17 protein-coding genes and 1 tRNA gene are annotated in these 17,615 nt (G+C 77.4%); 12 read left to right on the top strand and 6 right to left on the bottom strand.

Annotated elements, in window-relative coordinates; all coding sequences use genetic code 11:
- Positions 1-205: 205 nt before the first annotated feature.
- Both AC1050_RS04295 and AC1050_RS04290 read left to right on the top strand, forming a co-directional pair.
- Entirely contained in the window at positions 206-625 is a 420-nt protein-coding gene (locus AC1050_RS04295; protein WP_482386138.1) for a DUF3052 domain-containing protein, read from the top strand.
- A 19-nt stretch (positions 626-644) separates the two neighbouring features.
- On the top strand, positions 645-1,127 hold the full coding sequence (locus AC1050_RS04290) for a redoxin domain-containing protein (RefSeq protein ID WP_482386137.1): 483 nt from the start codon (positions 645-647) through the stop codon (positions 1,125-1,127).
- A 13-nt stretch (positions 1,128-1,140) separates the two neighbouring features.
- Here AC1050_RS04290 and AC1050_RS04285 read toward each other — a convergent pair.
- Positions 1,141-1,214: transfer RNA gene (locus AC1050_RS04285), tRNA-Val, on the bottom strand.
- 264 nt (positions 1,215-1,478) lie between these two features.
- On the opposite strand from AC1050_RS04285, the gene AC1050_RS04280 reads away from it, so the two are divergent.
- Both AC1050_RS04280 and AC1050_RS04275 read left to right on the top strand, forming a co-directional pair.
- Positions 1,479-2,009: a hypothetical protein gene (locus AC1050_RS04280; protein WP_482386136.1), complete on the top strand. Its 531-nt coding sequence runs from the start codon at positions 1,479-1,481 to the stop codon at positions 2,007-2,009.
- 33 nt (positions 2,010-2,042) lie between these two features.
- Positions 2,043-2,306, top strand: a complete 264-nt coding sequence (locus AC1050_RS04275) for a hypothetical protein (protein WP_482386135.1) — start codon at positions 2,043-2,045, stop codon at positions 2,304-2,306.
- A gap of 42 nt (positions 2,307-2,348) precedes the next feature.
- Here the strand turns inward: AC1050_RS04275 and AC1050_RS04270 are convergent, their stop codons facing one another.
- Positions 2,349-3,626, bottom strand: coding sequence for a DUF1214 domain-containing protein (locus tag AC1050_RS04270; protein ID WP_482386134.1), 1,278 nt, complete (start codon positions 3,624-3,626; stop codon positions 2,349-2,351).
- 283 nt (positions 3,627-3,909) lie between these two features.
- Between AC1050_RS04270 and AC1050_RS04265 the strand changes: the two genes are divergently transcribed.
- The 4 genes from AC1050_RS04265 (at position 3,910) to AC1050_RS04250 (ending at position 9,448) form a co-directional block, all read left to right on the top strand.
- The gene (locus tag AC1050_RS04265; protein ID WP_482386133.1) at positions 3,910-6,519 is read left to right on the top strand and encodes a LuxR C-terminal-related transcriptional regulator; all 2,610 of its coding nucleotides are present in this window, start codon (positions 3,910-3,912) and stop codon (positions 6,517-6,519) included.
- 244 nt (positions 6,520-6,763) lie between these two features.
- A complete protein-coding gene (locus AC1050_RS04260; RefSeq protein ID WP_482386132.1) occupies positions 6,764-7,324 on the top strand; it encodes an NUDIX domain-containing protein in 561 nt (186 codons plus the stop codon).
- Between the two features lie 138 nt (positions 7,325-7,462).
- Entirely contained in the window at positions 7,463-8,551 is a 1,089-nt protein-coding gene (locus AC1050_RS04255) for a fatty acid desaturase family protein (RefSeq protein ID WP_482386131.1), read from the top strand.
- Positions 8,552-8,602: 51 nt separating this feature from the next.
- Positions 8,603-9,448 (top strand): siderophore-interacting protein, encoded by an 846-nt coding sequence (locus tag AC1050_RS04250; protein WP_482386130.1) that lies wholly within the window; start codon positions 8,603-8,605, stop codon positions 9,446-9,448.
- Between the two features lie 4 nt (positions 9,449-9,452).
- Here AC1050_RS04250 and AC1050_RS04245 read toward each other — a convergent pair whose 3' ends face one another.
- Positions 9,453-10,148 (bottom strand): SOS response-associated peptidase, encoded by a 696-nt coding sequence (locus tag AC1050_RS04245; RefSeq protein ID WP_482386129.1) that lies wholly within the window; start codon positions 10,146-10,148, stop codon positions 9,453-9,455.
- 66 nt (positions 10,149-10,214) lie between these two features.
- Here AC1050_RS04245 and AC1050_RS04240 point away from each other — a divergent pair, with 66 nt between their 5' ends.
- Genes AC1050_RS04240 through AC1050_RS04225 form a run of 4 tightly spaced genes read left to right on the top strand, consistent with a single transcriptional unit; the run spans position 10,215 to position 14,052 of the window.
- Positions 10,215-11,264 (top strand): zinc-dependent alcohol dehydrogenase family protein, encoded by a 1,050-nt coding sequence (locus tag AC1050_RS04240; RefSeq protein ID WP_482386128.1) that lies wholly within the window; start codon positions 10,215-10,217, stop codon positions 11,262-11,264.
- A gap of 33 nt (positions 11,265-11,297) precedes the next feature.
- Entirely contained in the window at positions 11,298-12,530 is a 1,233-nt protein-coding gene (locus AC1050_RS04235) for a Nif3-like dinuclear metal center hexameric protein (RefSeq protein WP_482386127.1), read from the top strand.
- Positions 12,527-13,267, top strand: coding sequence for a zinc ribbon domain-containing protein (locus AC1050_RS04230; RefSeq protein ID WP_482386126.1), 741 nt, complete (start codon positions 12,527-12,529; stop codon positions 13,265-13,267). Before AC1050_RS04235 ends, AC1050_RS04230 begins: the two co-directional genes overlap by 4 nt.
- A complete protein-coding gene (locus AC1050_RS04225; RefSeq protein ID WP_482386125.1) occupies positions 13,267-14,052 on the top strand; it encodes a histidine phosphatase family protein in 786 nt (261 codons plus the stop codon). The genes AC1050_RS04230 and AC1050_RS04225 overlap by 1 nt, the downstream gene beginning before the upstream one ends.
- 4 nt (positions 14,053-14,056) lie before the next feature.
- Here AC1050_RS04225 and AC1050_RS04220 read toward each other — a convergent pair whose 3' ends face one another.
- The 3 genes from AC1050_RS04220 to AC1050_RS04210 form a co-directional block, all read right to left on the bottom strand.
- Entirely contained in the window at positions 14,057-15,952 is a 1,896-nt protein-coding gene (locus AC1050_RS04220) for a threonine/serine exporter family protein (RefSeq protein WP_482386124.1), read from the bottom strand.
- A gap of 147 nt (positions 15,953-16,099) precedes the next feature.
- A complete protein-coding gene (locus AC1050_RS04215) occupies positions 16,100-16,885 on the bottom strand; it encodes a YaaA family protein (protein ID WP_482386123.1) in 786 nt (261 codons plus the stop codon).
- A gap of 136 nt (positions 16,886-17,021) precedes the next feature.
- Complete coding sequence (locus AC1050_RS04210) at positions 17,022-17,546, bottom strand: CAP domain-containing protein (RefSeq protein ID WP_482386122.1); 525 nt, start codon at positions 17,544-17,546, stop codon at positions 17,022-17,024.
- Between the last annotated feature and the right edge of the window lie 69 nt (positions 17,547-17,615).

Here is a 17,615-nt window from a genome sequence, read left to right as displayed (position 1 = left end):
TGCACGGCCCGGAACCGCCGGGCGGGTCCCGGCGGCGCACGTCCCGCTCCCCGTGCGGCCCGGTCCCGTCCCCGGCAGGAGGCGGCACGCGCGCGGCGCGCCGCTTGCCACGCACGGAGCCGGTGCGGTGGGCTACCGTTCGGAGATCATCGATGAGGTCGCGGTCGCACCGACGGCGGCTCGGACGGAAGGAACAGGTCAGGACGTGGCATCCAGCACCGGCGACGCTCCCCAGGGGGCGGGCCGTCTCGGGTTCACCTCGGGGCAGGTGGTCCAGGAGTTCGGCTACGACGACGACGTCGACGAGGACCTGCGCTCCGACCTGGCGGGGATCACCGGCGCCGAGCTCGTGGACGAGGACTACGACGACGTCGTGGACGGCGTCGTCATCTGGTTCCGCGAGGACGACGGCGATCTCGCCGACTACCTCATGGACGCGATGACGGTCCTCGACGACGGCGGGCAGATGTGGGTCCTCACCCCCAAGCCCGGCCGTGGCGGGCACGTCGGGCACGACGACATCGAGGAGGCCGCGACGACGGCCGGTCTGCACGCGACGAGCACGTTCTCGATCGCCGGCGACTGGTCCGCGACGCGCCTCGGCAGCCGCGGCCGCGGCCGCTGACCCACCGGGTCGTGCGGGCGTGACCGCCGACGCCGCCGTGCCCGACGCATCCGGCGCGCTCGGCGTCGGCGCGGTCGCGCCCGTCCGCACGCTGCCCGACGCGCACGGCGCGCCGGTGGTCGTCGGCGGGCCGGGCGACGGACCCACGCTGCTGGTGTTCGTGCCGTTCGCGTTCTCGCGCACCTGCACGGCCGAGCTGACCGAGCTGCAGGCCGGCCTGCCGGAGCTCGGGGGCGTGCGCGTGCTCGCCGTGTCCTGCGACCCGGCGCCCGCGCTGCGGGCCTGGGCCGACCAGGACGGGTACGCCTTCGGTCTGCTGTCCGACTTCTGGCCGCACGGCGCGGCGGCGCGGGCGTACGGCGTCTTCGACGAGGTCGACGGGTACGCGCGGCGCGGCTCGTTCCTGCTCGACGCGGCGGGGACGGTGCGGTGGTCGCTCGTGCACCCCGCGGGGCGGGCGCGGCCGTTCGCGGCGTACCGGGACGCGGTGGCGGCGCTCTGAGCCGGCGACGATGTGGGCCCGGCCGGTCTCGAACCGGCGACCTCCGCGGTGTAAGCGCGGCGCTCTGACCAACTGAGCTACAGGCCCGTCTGCGGTGCGCCAGCCTACCGGCGCCGCGCCGACGCCGGTGTCGCGTGGGCGGGCCGCGCCGTGGACCCAGACGAAGAGCCCCGGAACGGTGTCGCACCGCTCGCCGGGGCCCTCGGTCAGTGCTGATCTCGACTCGACCTCGACGCTACGACACGGCCGGGTCCCCGTCAAGCATTCGTCGGAACACGACCAAGTGGAAGTCAACCGATCGGGTCGCCGGGACCCGCCCCCTCGGCCGGGCGGGCGTGCCAGGCTGGCGAGGTGACCTCGATCGACGTCGACCTGCCGCCGCCCACGCCCGACCCGCCGCACCTGCTCGGCGCGCGCCGCCGCCGGACCACCGCGATCGTCGCGGTCGGCCTCCCGGTGGTCGCGGCGGTGCTCGTGCTGGGCGTGCGCGCGTGGGCGGACGACGGCGTCGACCCGTCCGCGCTGCCGGACGTGGACGCGATGATGGCGGTCGTCGAGCCGCTCCGGGGACCGGACGGCGTGGCCTTCTCGGGCGGGTCCGCGGGCCCGGACGCACCGATGAGCGGCACCGCCACCTCGCCCGGGGGTCCGTGGACGGCCGACGTCACCGTCGCGTGCACGTCGGTCGACGGGGCGCCGGCCGAGCTCGTGGTCCGCAGCGCGGGGGTCGAGGTCGGCTCGATGCCGGTGCCGTGCGCGCACGGCGGGGACGCGACCGCGACACCGGCGCTGAGCACGCTCGAGGGGGTCGAGCTCGGGGACTCCTGGAGCGTGCACGTCACCGCGGGGTCGCCGGCGGCGCTCGCCGTCGTGGCGTCCTGACCGCCCGGTCCCGCTGCGGCTCACCCGCCTCGCATGACGACCGCCGGGCCGGGGCGGACCACCCTGGGCGGAGCGGCGGAGGAGGTCGGCATGCTCTACCACATCCGGGTGGTCGGCCCGGAGCACGACCTCGACGGCCTGCGGGAGTACGCGGACATCGTCTCGGCGCCGACGCCGGACGGCGCGATCCTCTCGTGCGAGGTGCCGGACTCCTCAGGCCTGACCGGCGTCGTGGCGCTGCTCAGCGACCTCGGGGTGCACATCGCCGAGCTCCAGGTGGTCGGCCACCGGGCCTGACCGGGAGCGCGCGTCGAGCGGGTGCGGGCACGGGCTGCCACGTCACAGCGCGCGGAGCGCCGGGGTCCAGTCGGCGCGGCCCGGCCGCGGGTCGGGTGCGTACAGCCGGAGCACCAGGCTGAACGCCCGGGCCGGCGCGGGGAGCCACGCGGCACCCGCGCCGACGCCCCGGTCGGACGGGCGCTGGTGCTGCACGGCCACGACCAGCGACCCGTCCGGCCCCCACGGCAGACCGCCGGTGCCCGGGTGCAGCGCGGTGCGGTGCACGGGGTCGGCCACGAGCTCGCCGGAGGGCTCGGCGTACGCGGCCAGCGACCACCCGAGCCGGGCCGGGACCCCGGCGGGCAGGACCAGGCGGTACCGCCGGTGCCCGTCGAGCGGCTCGTCGTCGACGTGCCGCCAGCGCAGCGTGCGCACCTCGGACGGCTCCGGGGCGTGCAGCTCGACGGCGGCGGCGACCGCCCGGCGCAGGGCGGGGGTGCCGGGGTCGCCGTCGCGCTGCACCGCGTCCTGGAGCTGCGCGGCACCGAGCGCCGCACCGCGTGCGACGAGGCTGCGCGTGCGGGCGCTGCCACCCGGCCCCCGGGGGTCCGGCAGCACGCCGAGCCGCCGCCAGCGGTCGAGCAGCGCCAGGTCGCCGGGGTCGTCCGGGGCGACCAGCCGCAGCAGGAGCGCGAGGTAGTCGACGAAGCCCGGGCCCCAGGCGCGCTCCTCGTCCCAGGGCAGCCAGTCGACGGACGGCGCGGGCCGGGGCGGTGGCACCCCGCCGAGGGCGTGCAGGGGCCGCACCCGGTACGCGGCCTGGCGCGCGCGTGCGGCCGCGAGGTCCTCCGACGGCGCGACCGCGGTCCGGGCGACGACGCGGACGAGCCCCGACCGGGTGCGCAGCAGCCCGCGCGTCCCCGCCGGCCGGCGTCCCTCCCAGCCGGTTCCGGCGACGACCCAGTCGGCGGCGGCCGGACCGCTCGCCACGACGCCGACGTGCGCGACCGTGCGCGCGAGCAGGTCGATCACCTGCAGCCCCGCGTAGGCGTCGGCCGGCAGGTCGGGGTGCCCCACCACGGCGGGCTCGGCCCGCAGGTCGAGCCAGGTGCTCGACCGGAGCAGCAGCGGGTCCGCCCACCGGCTGCCGTCGCCCGGAGCGGGCGGGGCCGCGTCGTGGTCGAAGACGTCGAACGCGGCGACGCCGGTGCGCACCTCCGTGCGCAGCTCGCGGTAGCCGAGCAGGGCGGGGTACGCCCACACGTAGGCCTCCGCAGCGGCGCGGACGACCTCGGGGTCGCGCGCGCCCGGACCCGTCCCGGTCCGCACCTGCGACATGTCCGCACCGCCTCCGTGGTGGTCGTGCGTCGGCGCCGGACCGCGGGATGCCGCCGGCAGCACCGAGCACAGCCGACCCCCGGGCCGTCCGCCTCACCCGCGCTGCATGAACCGGCGTCGAGCGGCCGTGCGGGAGGCCGTCACGCCGCGCCGCGAACCGGGTCACCATGGATGTGACGCACGACACACGGGTGTGCCACTCTGGTACCGGCGACCCGGTCGCGCCACGGGCCCGCCCCGAGCACGGCGCACCGGACGTCGGGCACGTCGGGGGGACGTGGAGATGGACGCTGAGGCAGTCGGCGAGGCCGCCGGTTCGTTGCGCACTCCGGTGGGCAAGCTGACGGTGCCGCGCCCACCACGCGGATCCGTGCCGCGGCCGCGGTGCTCCGGCGCGCTGGCCGAGGCCGTCGACGCCCACCGGCTCACGGTGGTCAGCGCGCCCGCCGGCTTCGGCAAGACCACCGCGCTCGCGCAGTGGGCGACCGACGTCCCGGGCCCGGTCGCCTGGGTGTCGCTCGACCCGCTCGACGACGAGCCCGGGAGGCTGACCCGGGTGCTGGCCGACGCGGTGGCGCTGGCCTGCCCCGACGCGGGGGCGGACCTGGCGGCGGTCGACGACCGGGCCCGGATGACCGTCGCCCGGCGGGTCGACGCCCTGGTGGCGGCGCTCGCGAGCCTGCCCGCCGAGCTGGTGGTGGTGCTGGACGACGTGCACCTGCTGGCGGCGCGCACGTCCCGGCAGGTGCTGGGACCGCTGCTGCGGTACCCCGGGCCCCGGTTCGTGCTGGCCGGGCGGTTCGACACGGCGCTGCCGGTCAACCGCATGCGGCTGACCGGCGAGGTGGGCGAGCTCCGGCAGAGCGCGCTCGCGTTCACGCCGGACGAGGTCGCCGAGGTGGTGCGCGCGCTGGGCGGCACCGCCGAGCCGCAGGCGGCCCGGTCCCTGTGGGAGATCACCCGCGGCTGGCCCGTGGCGGTCCGCCTGGCGCTGGCCGCGGACGTGCTGGGCCCGTCCGCCGAGCCGCTGGCCCAGCTGCGGGACCGGGACGTGCCGATCACCGGCTACCTGGTGGAGGAGGTCATCGGGTCGCTGCCGGCCGACCTCGCCGACTTCGTGCTCCGGGCCTGCGTCGCCGAGCTGATCGACCCGGAGCTCGCGGAGGCGCTCGTGCCCGGCGGTGCCCGGCTGCTCGACGAGTGCGCGGCGCGCGGTCTCTTCCTCACCGAGGTCGGCGACGCGGGCGAGGCGCCGGTGTACCGGTGGCACGCGCTGGTGGCGGCGCACGCGCGGGCGGTGCTGGTCCGGCGCGAGCCCCTGGCCGCCCGGGTCGCGCACCGCGTGGTGGCGGCGCACCTGGGGCGCAGCGACCCCGCCGCCGCGATCCGGCACGCCCTCGACGGGCACGCGCCCGAGCTCGCCGCGGCGATCCTCGGCGAGCGGTGGCCGGACCTGGTGGTCCGCGGGGACGTCGGGCAGGTGCGGGGGCTGCGCGCGGCCCTGCCCGCGGCGTACCGCGAGCAGCCGGACGTGCTGCTGGCGCTCGCCGCGGCGCAGGCGTTCGAGCCGGACGACGCACCGGTCCGGCCGGACGACGACGCGACCGGCAGCGCGGCCGTCGCCGGCGAGCTGGTCCGGATCTACCTCGCGCCCGGCCGCCCGCCGCTGGACGAGTCCGTGCGCCGGGGGCGGGCGCTGCTCGACGCGGGGGTGGCCGACCCGGCGACGCGCGCGCTCGGTCTGTACCTGGTCGGGCGGGCCGAGCTGCAGCGCTACGCGGCCGACCGGTCGGCGGCCGCGCACCTGGCGGAAGGCGCGGCGCTCGCGGCCGAGCGCGGCTGGATCGCCCTGGAGCTCGGCTGCCGGGCGGAGCAGGCGTTGGCGAGCGCGCACCGCGGCGCGGTCCTCGAGGCCGCCGAGCGGGGCCGCGCGGTGCTCGCTGCGGCCGCGGCGCACGACTGGCAGGGCACCGGCATCGTGGCGACCGCGCACCTCGCGTGCGGGCTCGCGGCCTACTGGCGCGACGAGCTGTGCGCGGCGGCCGGGCACCTGCGGACGACGATCGAGGCCGCCGGGCGCACCCGCCGGGAGGTCGGGGTGCACGCGGCGGGGGTGCTGGCGATCGTCTGCCTGGCGCAGGGCGACGCACCCGGGCTCGCGCGGGCGCGGGAGATCACCGACGCCCCGTGGGGCGAGGGCACGGCGCCGGAGCACCTGACGCCGTTCCGGGCGTTCCTGACGGCGCTGCAGCTCGACGCGGAGGACCGGCCCGCCGAGGCGCTGCAGCTGGTGGACGAGCGGTCGGTCGCGTTCGCCGACCCCCTGGCGCTGGGCTGGCAGAGCGACGTGCTGCGGCGCACGGGCGACGTCGCCGGCGCGCGCCGGGCGCTGCGCGCGGCCGAGCACGCGACGGCCCGGATGGCGGCCGCGCTCGGCGGGACGCCGGCGCACGTGCGGGTCGCCAACCGCGCGGCCGCCGCGGCGCTGCTCGCCGGCTTCGACGACGGCGCCGCGCACCTCGCGCTGGAGGCGGCGCTCGCCGCGGCGGCCCCGCACGGCGTGGTCCGGCCGCTGCGGGACCGCGCCGCGGCCCTGCACCCGCTGCTGTCCGCGCACCTGGAGTGGGGGAGCGGGCACGAGGGCCTGGTCGCGCGGCTGCTGGTCGCCGAGCACGACGCGCCGTCGCCCCGGGCGTCGGCCTGGGAGCTCACGCCCCGCGAGCGCGACGTGCTGGCCTGCCTGCGGTCCTCGCTGACGTCCGACGAGATCGCGGGGTCGCTCTTCCTGTCGATCAACACCGTGAAGACCCACATGCGGGCGATCTACCGCAAGCTCGGCGTCGACGGCCGGCGGGCGGCCGTGCGGGTCGCGGTGCAGCGCGGCCTGCTCTGACCGGCCCTGCCCGACCGCGGAGCCTCCCGCCGTCCCGCGCGGGCCAGGTCGTCACATCGCGGTGAGGTCGTCACTCGTCCGTGACGACCTCGACGCCACGTGACGACCTCGACGCCACGTGACGACCTCGACGCCACGTGACGACCTCGACGCCACGTGACGACCTCGGCACGCGGTGCCCCGGGGTCGGGCGCCGGCCGCGGACGGCGCGGGGGAGCAGGGCGCGGCTGGCACGATGGCGGCCATGACCGACGCCACCCCCTCCGCCTGGACGACGCACGGCTCGACCACCGTGTACGAGAACGCCTGGATCCGGGTCCGGGAGGACGCCGTGACGCGGCCCGACGGCGGCAGCGGCGTGTACGGCGTGGTCGAGGTGCGGCACCCCGCGGTGTTCGTCGTGCCGGTCACGGACGACGACGAGGTCGTGCTGGTCGAGGTCGAGCGGTACACGACCGGCGGGGTGTCGCTCGAGGTCCCCGCGGGCGGCTCGGACGGCCAGGACCCGGTGGTCGCGGCCCGGCGCGAGCTGCAGGAGGAGACCGGCCTGGCCGCCGACGAGTGGCGGCTGCTGGGCCCGGTGGTGTCGCTGAACGGCGTGGCGCACGCGCCGGGGCACGTGCTGCTCGCGCGTGGCCTGCGTCCCGCCGACGCCGCGCACGAGCAGGCGGAGGAGGGCATCGTCGGGCTGCGGCGGGTGCCGTGGCCGCAGGTGTGGGACCTGGTGCGGGCCGGGGCGATCACGGACAACGAGTCGCTCGCGGCCCTGCTGCACGCCGCGGTGGCCCTGGGCCGGGTCGGCTGACGCGACCCGGCCCGGCACGCCGGGGGCCCCTGTCGCGCGCGCGGGGACGGGTGCCCACGTACAGTGACCGCGACCGACGCCGGGCGACCGGCGGGCAGACCTCGACTGGCAAGTCGACCCCCCACGCACGGAGCGCCTGTGACCACCGCACCCCTCGTGACCTCCGCGCGCCCCCGGCAGGAGGCCGCGACCGGCAGCTACCAGGCGCTCTCCGCCCAGGTGCGCGAGGAGGGGCTGCTGGACCGCACGGTGGGGTACTACGTCGGGCTGCTGGTCGCCCAGGGCGTGGCGCTCGCGGGGCTCGCGGTCGCGTTCGTGCTGCTGGGCGACTCCTGGTGGCAGCTGGCCGTCGCCGGCGTGCTCGGCGTCGTCATGACCCAGTGCGCGTTCCTGGCGCACGAGGCGCTGCACCGGCAGGTGCTGCGGTCCGGCCCGGCGAACGACCGGCTGGGCCGCGTGCTCGCCAACGCCGTCGTCGGAGTCAGCCACACCTGGTGGTCCACCAAGCACAACCGGCACCACGCGAACCCGAACCGGGTCGGCAAGGACCCGGACATCGACATGGAGGCGCTGGCGTTCCACCCGGCCGCCGCCGAGCACCGCACCGGCCTGCGGGCGGCGTTCGCCCGGGTGCAGGGGTGGGCGTTCTTCCCGCTGCTGCTGCTGGAGGGCCTGAACCTGCACGTCACGTCGATCCGCTCCACGCTGGCGCGCGGGGACGACCGCAAGCGCCGCGAGCGGACCACCGAGCTCGTCGTCATGGCGGTGCGGCTGGGCGGTTACCTCGCCGTCGTGCTCGGGTTCCTGCCGTTCGGGCTGGCGCTGGCGTTCCTCGGGGTGCAGCTCGCGGTGTTCGGGGTCTACATGGGGGCCTCGTTCGCCCCGAACCACAAGGGCATGGCGATCATCCCCGAGGACAGCCGGCTGGACTTCCTGTCCAAGCAGGTGCTCACGTCCCGCAACATCACCGGCGGCACCCCGATGAGCCTGCTGCTCGGCGGGCTGAACTACCAGATCGAGCACCACCTGTTCCCGAGCATGCCGCGGCCGCACCTGGCCCGGGCGGCCGAGATCGTGCGGGCGCACTGCCAGGAGCACGGCGTCCCGTACACGGAGACCACGCTGCTGACGTCCTACGGGATCGTCGTGCGCTACCTCAACGAGGTCGGGCTGTCGGCGCGCGACCCGTTCGACTGCCCGATGGTGCAGCGCTACCGCGGTCGCTGACCCACCTGCTACGGTCCCCGGGTCAGGCAAGCCTTACCCAACGGGGGACCTGTGGCCCGCAGCAACGTCGACGCCGCACGGCGCAAGCCCGAGACCTCGGAGCTGCTCACGCTGCACGTGCTGCGCCGCGAGCGGATCTCGTCCGGGTTCGTCCGCGTGACCCTCGGCGGCGGCGACGTCGCCCGGTTCCGGCCGATGGGCTACGACCAGTGGTTCCGGCTGTTCATCCCGGTCGCCGACGCAGCCGACCTGGCCCGGCTGCCGCAGAAGCTCGACACGTTCGCGTACCTGCGCTACCTGACCATCGCGCGCACCCACCGGCCGGTGCTGCGGAACTACACGGTGCGGGCGTTCCGCGCGGGGGGTCCGCAAGGTCCCGAGCTGGACGTCGACTTCGTCGTCCACGGCTCGCCGGAGGACGGCACGTCCGGTCCGGCGGCCACCTGGGCGCAGACGTGCGAGGTCGGCGACGCGGTCGCGATCCTCGACGAGGGCATCACCTTCCCCGCCGCGGCCGCTCGGGAGCACGTGCTGCTGGCCGCCGACGAGACCGGGCTGCCGGCCGTGGCGGGCGTCCTGGCGTCGCTGCCGGCCACCGCGCGCGGCCTCGCGCTGGTGGAGGTCCCGCACGACGACGACCGGCAGGCGATGCCCGGCCCGGCCGGTGTCGAGGTGCGCTGGCTGGTGCGGGACGACCCGCACGCCGTGGTCGGTGCCGCGGTGCTGGCGGCGGTCGAGGCGGCGCCCGTCCCGGCCGAGCCCGTCACCGCCTGGGTCGTGGGGGAGCAGGGGCTGGTCGCGGGCGCGCGCCGGCACTGGGTCGGCGCGGGGGTCCCGAAGCAGGACGTGACGTTCTGCGGCTACTGGAAGGCCGCGAAGGTCCGCGTCGCGGCCTGAGTCGTCAGACCGGCTGGATCAGGTCCGGCCGGTCGTTCGCCACGTTGCCGACGGCGCGCCCGACCTCGCGCGGCGTGAGGTGCGGCTCGGGGACGTGCACCAGCATCGCGCCGACCTCGTCGGGGGCCGTGAGCGTCGGGTCCAGCCAGCCGTCCCACAGGTCGCGCGGCAGCAGCACCGGGCACCGGTCGTGGATGTGCCCGAGGGCGTCGGTCGCCGGCCGCGTGATGATGGTGACGGTCCACAGCCAGCGGGTCGGGTCGTCGTCCGCCTTGGCGTGGTCCCGCCACAGCTCGTAGAGCCCGGCCGCGGCCAGCGGCTCGGTGCCGTGCAGGTAGTACGGCGTCTTCGGGCCGTGCTCGTTGGCCTGCCACTCGTAGTAACCGTCCATCGGGACCAGCGCGCGGCGACGGGCGGCGGCCTTCCGGAACGCCGGCTTGTCCAGCACGGTCTCGGAGCGCGCGTTGATCATCCGCGACCCGATGGAGACGTCCTTGGCCCACGACGGCACGAGGCCCCAGCGGGCGGTGCGCAGCTGGCGCTGGGGGCCGTCGTCCTCCACGCGCTCGAGCACGACGGGGACGTCCTGGGTCGGCGCGACGTTCCACGACGGCCCGCGGGCCTCGCCGAGGATCCGGTCGACGACGAGGTCGCGCTCGAGCTGGTCGTCGGCGCGGGTCTGGGCGTAGCGGCCACACATGGGACCCAGTGTGCCCAGCGGCACCGACACGGGCGAGGGCACGGGCGCCGACGTAGGCTCGCAGGCGTGCGAGCGACTCTGATCCACGGCCCCCGCGACGTCCGCCTCGAGGAGGTGCCGGACCCGACGATCCAGCGCCCCACCGACGCCCTGGTGCGGGTGGTCGCCTCCTGCGTCTGCGGCTCCGACCTGTGGCCGTACCGCGGCGTCCGCCCGACGACGCGACCGCGCCGGATCGGGCACGAGTTCGTCGGCGTGGTCGAGGAGGTCGGCGCGGGGGTCCGCACCCTGCGGCCCGGGCAGTTCGTGGTGGCGCCGTTCACCGTCTCCGACGGCACCTGCGTGCACTGCCGCAACGGGGTGCACACCTCGTGCGAGCGGTCGAGCGGCTGGGGCGGTGACGACGCCGAGGGCGTGTTCACCGACGCGGGGCAGGGCGAGTACGTCCGCGTGCCGCTCGCCGACGGCACGCTCGTCGCGATGCCCGGCACCCCGGACGACGCGCTGCTGCCCGGCGTGCTGTCGCTGACCGACGTGATGGGCACCGGGCACCACGCGGCGCTGTCCGCCGGCGTCCGCCCGGGGTCGACGGTCGCGGTGGTCGGCGACGGCGCGGTCGGCCTGTGCGCCGTGATCGCGGCCCGCCGGCTCGGCGCCGAGCGGATCGTCGCGTTCTCCCGGCACGAGTCCCGCCAGGCCCTCGCCCGCGACTTCGGCGCGACCGACGTGGTGACCGAGCGCGGCGACGAGGGCGCGGCCGCGGTGCGGGACCTGCTGGGCGGCGTCGGACCGGACCACGTGCTGGAGTGCGTCGGCACCAAGGAGTCGATGCAGCAGGCGCTGGACACGGCGCGTCCGGGCGGGCAGATCGGGTTCGTCGGCGTGCCCGCCGGGGGCCCGGAGCTGCCGGTGCAGCAGATGTTCGGCAGCAACGTCGGCGTGCGCGGCGGCATCGCGCCGGTCCGCGCCTACATCGAGGAGCTCGCGCCCGAGGTGTGGTCCGGCGCGATCCGGCCGGGCAAGGTGTTCGACCTGGTGCTCCCGCTGGCCGAGGTCGCCGAGGGCTACGCCGCGATGGACGAGCGCCGGGCCGTCAAGACCATGCTGCTGCCCTGAGCGGCGGCGGGCACGACGGGTAGGTTCGACCGCGTGAGCTCCTCGACGACACCCCCCGGTCCGGTCGCGACCCTCGCCGACGTGGTCGGCGTGCTGGAGCACCGCTACCCCCCGTCCACCGCGGAGTCGTGGGACCGCGTCGGCCTGGTGACCGGTGACCCGGACCAGCCGGTCCGCCGCGTGCTGCTCGCCGTCGACCCGGTGGCCGCGGTCGTCGACGAGGCCATCGCGGCGCGTGCCGACCTGCTGGTCGTGCACCACCCGCTGCTGCTGCGCGGCGTGCACGCGGTGGCGGCGACCGAGGCCAAGGGCGCGCTGCTGCACCGGCTGATCCGCGCCGGCGTCGCCCTGTACACCGCGCACACCAACGCCGACGCCGCCGAGGGCGGCGTCGCCGACGCGCTGGCCCGGCTGGTCGGGCTGCAGGACCTGCGCCCGCTGGTCGCGGCGCCCGCGGCGGCGCTCGACAAGCACGTCGTGTTCGTCCCCGCCGCGGACGCCGAGCGGCTGGTGGACGCGCTCGCCGCAGCGGGCGCCGGCGCGCTGGGGGAGTACACCCGGTGCGCGTGGACCAGCACCGGCGAGGGCACGTTCACGCCCGGGGCCGACGCGACGCCCGCGATCGGGACGCCCGGCGAGGCGGCGCACGTCGTGGAGGCCCGCGTCGAGATGGTCGCGCCCCGTCGTCTCCGGGCCGCCGTCGTCGCCGCGATGCGCGCGGCGCACCCCTACGAGGAGCCGGCCTTCGACGTCCTCGAGCTCGCGCGCTGGGACGGCCCGACCGGCACCGGCCGCGTGGGCCACCTGGCGGAGCCGCTGTCCCTGCACGCCTTCGCCGAGCGGGTCGCCGCCGCCCTGCCCGCCACCGCGCAGGGCATCCGGTACGCCGGCCCGGCGGATGCGACGGTCCGCACGGTCGCCGTCGTCGGCGGGTCGGGCGACTCGCTGTTCGACGCCGTGCGGTCCTCCGGCGCGGACGTCTACCTGACGGCGGACCTGCGGCACCACCCGGCCTCCGAGCTGCGGGAGCGCGCCGAGTTCGAGGCCCGCGGCGCGGCGGCGAGCCCGCCCTACCTGGTGGACGCCGCGCACTTCGCCTCGGAGTGGCCCTGGCTGGTCGGGGCGGCCCAGGACCTGCGTGCCGACCTCGCGGCGCGCGGCACTACGGTGGAGACCCGCGTGAGCACCCTGCGCACCGATCCGTGGACCGGCCGCGTCCCGGCGCCCGCCAGCACCACCGCACCGTCGGAAGGACACCACCCGTGACCAAGGCCTCCCCGCAGGACCAGAAGCGGCTGCTCGACCTGCAGGCGCTCGACACGAAGCTGGACCAGCTGGCGCACAAGCGCCGGTCGCTGCCGCAGCACGCGCGGATCGCCGAGCTCGACGCGCAGCTGGCCGACCTGGACACCGCGATCGCGGCGTCGCGCACCTCCGTCGGGGACATCAAGCGGGAGGTGGCCAAGGCCGAGGCCGACGTGCAGCAGGTGCGCGACCGCGCCGCCCGCGACCGGGCCCGCCTGGACTCCGGATCGGGCAGCGCGAAGGACCTGCAGGCCCTGCAGAGCGAGCTCGTCTCGCTCGCGCGGCGCCAGGGCGACCTCGAGGAGGTCGAGCTCGAGGCCATGGAGCGGCTGGAGGCGCACGAGAGCGCGCTCGGCGAGCTGACGACGGCGCACGCGGCGCTGCTGAACGACCGCGCGGGCGTCGCCGCCGAGCGCGACGCCGAGGTCGCCGTGCTGGACGCGCAGGCCGAGACCGTCCGGGCCGAGCGCGAGGCGGTGGCCGCGCCGCTCGAGGAGCGGCTGATCACGCTGTACGACAAGCTGCGGGCCCGGTTCGGCGGCGTGGCCGTCGCGCCGCTGACCCACGGGCGGTCCGGGGGCAGCGGCATGCCGGTGCCGCCGTCCGAGCTGGCGAAGATCAAGGCCACGCCCGAGGACGAGATCGTCTACTGCGAGGACTCCGGGCGGATCCTCGTGCGCGGCGAGGACGCGTTCTGATGGCCGCCGACGGCCCCGGTCCCGGCGAGACCTCCGCACCCCTCGAGCCCGAGGCCGGCACCCCGGCGCCGCCGGCGCAGGCCCGCCGCGGCTCCCGGCCGTCCGGCGCGGCCGTGCGGTTCGACGACGCGCAGCCCGTGACCGTGATCCTGGTCCGGCACGGCGAGACCGAGATGACGGTGTCCCGCGGCTACTCCGGTTCGTCCGAGCCGGGGCCGTCGCTCACCGACCGCGGGCGCGAGCAGGCGGCCGCGGCCGGCGAGCTGGTGTGCCGGGTCGGCCAGGACCTGTGGGGCGACGTGCCCTACCCGACGGAGCTGATCGCGTCGCCGATGGTCCGCACGCAGGAGACCGCCGGGATCATCGGGCAGGCCCTCGGGCTGACCCCGCGGGTCGACGCCGCGTTCCAGGAGGCCGACTTCGGCGCCTGGCAGGGGCTCACCGCCGAGCAGATCGAGGAGCGCTGGCCCGGGCAGCTGGAGCCCTGGCACACCCGCGCCGACGTCCGGCCCGACCGCGGCGAGTCGATCGCCGACGTCGGCGTGCGGATCGGCGCCGGGCTGGACGGCCTGCTGGCCGCCGGCACCGACCGGACGGTCGTCGTGGTGTCGCACGCCGTCGCGATCCGCGCGGCGCTGGGCCGCACCATGGGCGCGCAGCCCGGGTCCTGGAGCCAGCTGCGGGTGGCGCCGGCGTCGGTGAGCATCATCCGGCTGTTCGAGGACAAGCGCGACGAGGTCGCCGTGGCCGGCGCGCCGAGCGAGGGCTGGAGCCGGCGGGGCTGACGCCTCACACCGGCGGGTCCGCCGGCTCCGTGCGGGCGGCCGGCCCCGTCGGGTCTGCCGGACCCCTCGGGGCCGGCCCGGGACGGACGCCCGGCACCCCGCCGACGGTGCCGGGCCGTCGGCCCGCGCCCCGCCCGGGCAGCGCGCGCGTCGCCGCCATGCCGAGGACCACGCCGAACGCGATCGCGACCATCGTCGCCACGGTGGTCACCAGCGTCGAGAGCCCGGAGTCGTCGCCCTCGAGCAGGCTGGTGACGCCGACCAGGCCCAGTGCGCCGGGCACCAGCATCCAGAACGCCGGCAGGAACGACGCCAGCGGGGACGGCCCGGACGGGAACCGGGCGACGGCCAGCGCGACCGGCGTCATCGCGAGCGCGCCGACGAACGCGGACAGCACGCCGCCGACCAGGGCGTCGCCGACCACCTGCGCGCCGTAGGCGACCCCCAGCACCAGGATCACCCAGCCCACCGTGCGCGGGCGCCCGCACCGGAACACGACCGTGCCGACGCCGAACAGGACGACGCCGATCCAGGGCGCGACCGGGCCGAGCGCCTGGGCCCCGCCCGCCAGGTCGACCTCGGGGACGCCGACCAGCGCGGCGGCCGCGACGATGCCGCCCGCCAGCAGCACGAGCTGCATGGTGCCCGCCGCGACGCGGCCGCCGCCGGACAGCATCTGCCCGGTGGCCAGCTCGATGACGCCGGTGGTGAGCAGCCCGCCGGGCAGGAACAGCACCAGGGGCGCCACCAGCGCCGGCAGGACGCCGAGCTCGGGCACCACGCGGGCCGCCAGCAGCACCACGACGGACACCGCGAACGCCGCGCCGACGGTCAGCACCACCTCGACGCCGCTCGGCATCGGCCCGACGGCCAGCTGCAGCGCCCCCACCGCCAGGCCCAGGGCCCCGGCGACCAGCAGGTCCACCCACGACCCGCCGAGCAGCGCGGCGAGCCCGACGGACAGCATGAGGTAGCCGCCCAGCCGCGCCATCGTCCCGAACGGCGGCGCGGCCGCGCGCAGGAACGCGATCCGGGCGCTGGTCCGCCCGGGCGGGACCGCGCCCGTGGTGGCGTCCCGCAGGGTGTCCGCGAGGTCGTCCACCTGGTGCAGCAGCAGCGGGCGGCGGCCGGTGGAGACCGCGGCGGTCGCCACGCCGTCCCCGTCCGGCACGGAGACGAGCAGGGCGGTCGGCAGCACGATGGTCTCGGCCCCGGCGGCGCCGTGGGCGACGGCGATCTCCTCCAGCGTGTCCGCGACGGAGGACACCGTGTGACCGGCGTCGACCATCGCCTCGCCCGCGACCACCAGCAGGCGCAGCACCTCGGCCGGGGTGGCCGCCGCCGCGTCCCCGGGGGCCTCGTCGGTCGCGTCGCCGCCGGTCGGCGCGGCCTGGGCGGCGGCCGCGGCGGCGTGCGACCGCCGCGTGCTCAGCGCGACCACCGCGACCGACCCGGCCACCACCACGGCGAGCGCGGCCAGCAGCTGCCCCCAGGGCGTCGAGGACGTCGTGACCGCCGGCGGGGACGAGAACCGGCGCGGCTCGTCGGACGTGCCGCCCTCGTCGTCCTGCCCGGTCGCCGGGGCCGAGGGCGTCGGGGTGCTGCTCGGCGTCGGGGTGGGCCCCGGATCCGGCTGCACCGGGGTCGGCTCGGGGCTGGGCGCCGGCGGCACGGGGACGGCGGTGGTCGTCGGGGCGGGCCGGGGGCTGGCGGTCGGCACCGGGGTGGGCGCCGTCGACGGGTCGGCCGAGGGCGCGGCCGTCGGCACCGGGGCCTCGACGGCCGGCCCGGGGTCGTCCACGGCGGCCGACGCCGCGCCGACGGCACCGAGCACCCCGGCCAGCACGAGCACCAGCACCAGCAGCGCGGCCGTGAGCCGGGCGGCGTCGTTCCGTCGCATGCGTGCTGCTCCCTGGGCCGGGTCGAGGTCGGTCGTGCACGTCGCCGCGCCGGGGGACCCGACGTGTGCGGGCCCGCGCGGGCGGGCGGCGTCCACGGTAGCCGCCGCGGCTGGGTGGGTCTCGGCGGTCCTGCCCCGGGCGTCGCCTCAGGCGACGACGAGCGAGAGCGTGGCCGGCCGGTTCGCGGGCGCGTCCAGCTCGACGGCCAGCAGCTCGGTGCCGACCAGCTCGCGGGCGACCCGCTCCAGGTCGCGGGGACTGCCCGGTGCGGCGCCGCGGCGGCTCACCAGGTGCCGGGTGAGCACCCCGCGGGTGTGCTTGGCGTGGTGCGAGACGACCGACCGCCGGCCGGCGACCTCGCGCAGCACCCGCACCTGGACCCAGGTGCCCTGCGCCGCCCGCGGCGGCTTCCACGCCGCGAGGTAGGTGGCCGACCGGCAGTCGACCAGCAGCTCCCCGGCCGTGGCGCGTGCGTCGAGCTCGGCGCGCAGCGGCTCGCGCCACAGCGCGGCGAGCGGCCCGACGCCGGGCAGGTCCACGCCCATCGAGAGCCGGTAGGCCGGGATCCGGTCCTCGGGACCCACCAGGCCCCACAGCCCCGAGACCACGCGGACGGCGTCCGCCGCGCGGCGCCGGGCCGCGGGCGTCAGCCGGTCCAGCCTGGCGGCGGCGTACAGGACCCCCGTGTAGACCCGGCGCGCCTCGGCCGCGGGTGCGGAGCGCAGGTCCACGTTGCGCGCGACCTCGTCCGCGATGCCCGCGCCCACGCCCAGCACGTCGACCGCGTCCGGCCGCGCGCTGGCGGCGACCAGGGCGTCCAGGACGGCCGTGCGGGACGGCGTCAGGGCGGGGTGGGACAGGGCGGGCAGGTCGAGGGCGTCGCCGCGCACCGGCGCGGTCTTCCCCTCGGAGGGCGGCAGCAGGATCAGCACCCGTGAACTCTAGGTGGCCACGCGCGCCGAACCCGCACCCCGCCCGTGCTCCGCCTGCACTACCGCCTGACCAGCACCGGCGTGCCCCCCGGGCGGTGAGGCGCCGGAGGGCACGGGTTGCTGCGCGTGCGCGTGGTCAGTATCCGCCGAAGACCTGGACGCCGTAGGAGAGGCCGCCGTGCTCCACGACCGCGATCCCGATCCGGTCGAACGCCGGGTTCACCAGGTTCGCGCGGTGCCCGGGGGAGTTCTCCCACTGGGTGACCAGCGCGACGGGGTCGTACGAGTTCATCGCGATGTTCTCCCCGGCCGTCCGCCAACCCGGCGGGATCTGCCGGAAGAAGTCGGGGTTGTGCCGGAAGTCGCCGGTCGTGGCCATGTGCGCGGCCCAGGCCTCGGCGACCGCGTCGATCGCGGTGTCGCGGGTCAGCGCGGCGCCGCCCGCCGCGGCCCGCACGGCGTTGGTCCGCTGCAGGATCGCGTGCTCGGCCGCCTCCAGGTCGGGTGCGGCGACCGCCGCGACCGGCGCGAACAGCGCCGCCGGGGCTGGTGCGCCCTCGGGCGTCGCGGCCTGCGGTGCCGCGGCCGACGCGGCGGGTGCGACGCCGGCGAGCAGGCCGGCGGCGACGGCGGTGCTGGTGATCCACTGGCGCTTCGTCATGGGACTCCTCCTGGACTCCGCTCGGTTGCGCTTCTCCTCGACCGTAGGCGGCGGTTCCGGGGCGTGCAC

Source organism: Cellulomonas sp. NEAU-ZC6, assembly GCF_056844425.1.
The sequence above is the reverse complement of the archived record's forward strand: the minus strand, read 5'-3'. Positions and strand labels throughout refer to the sequence as shown.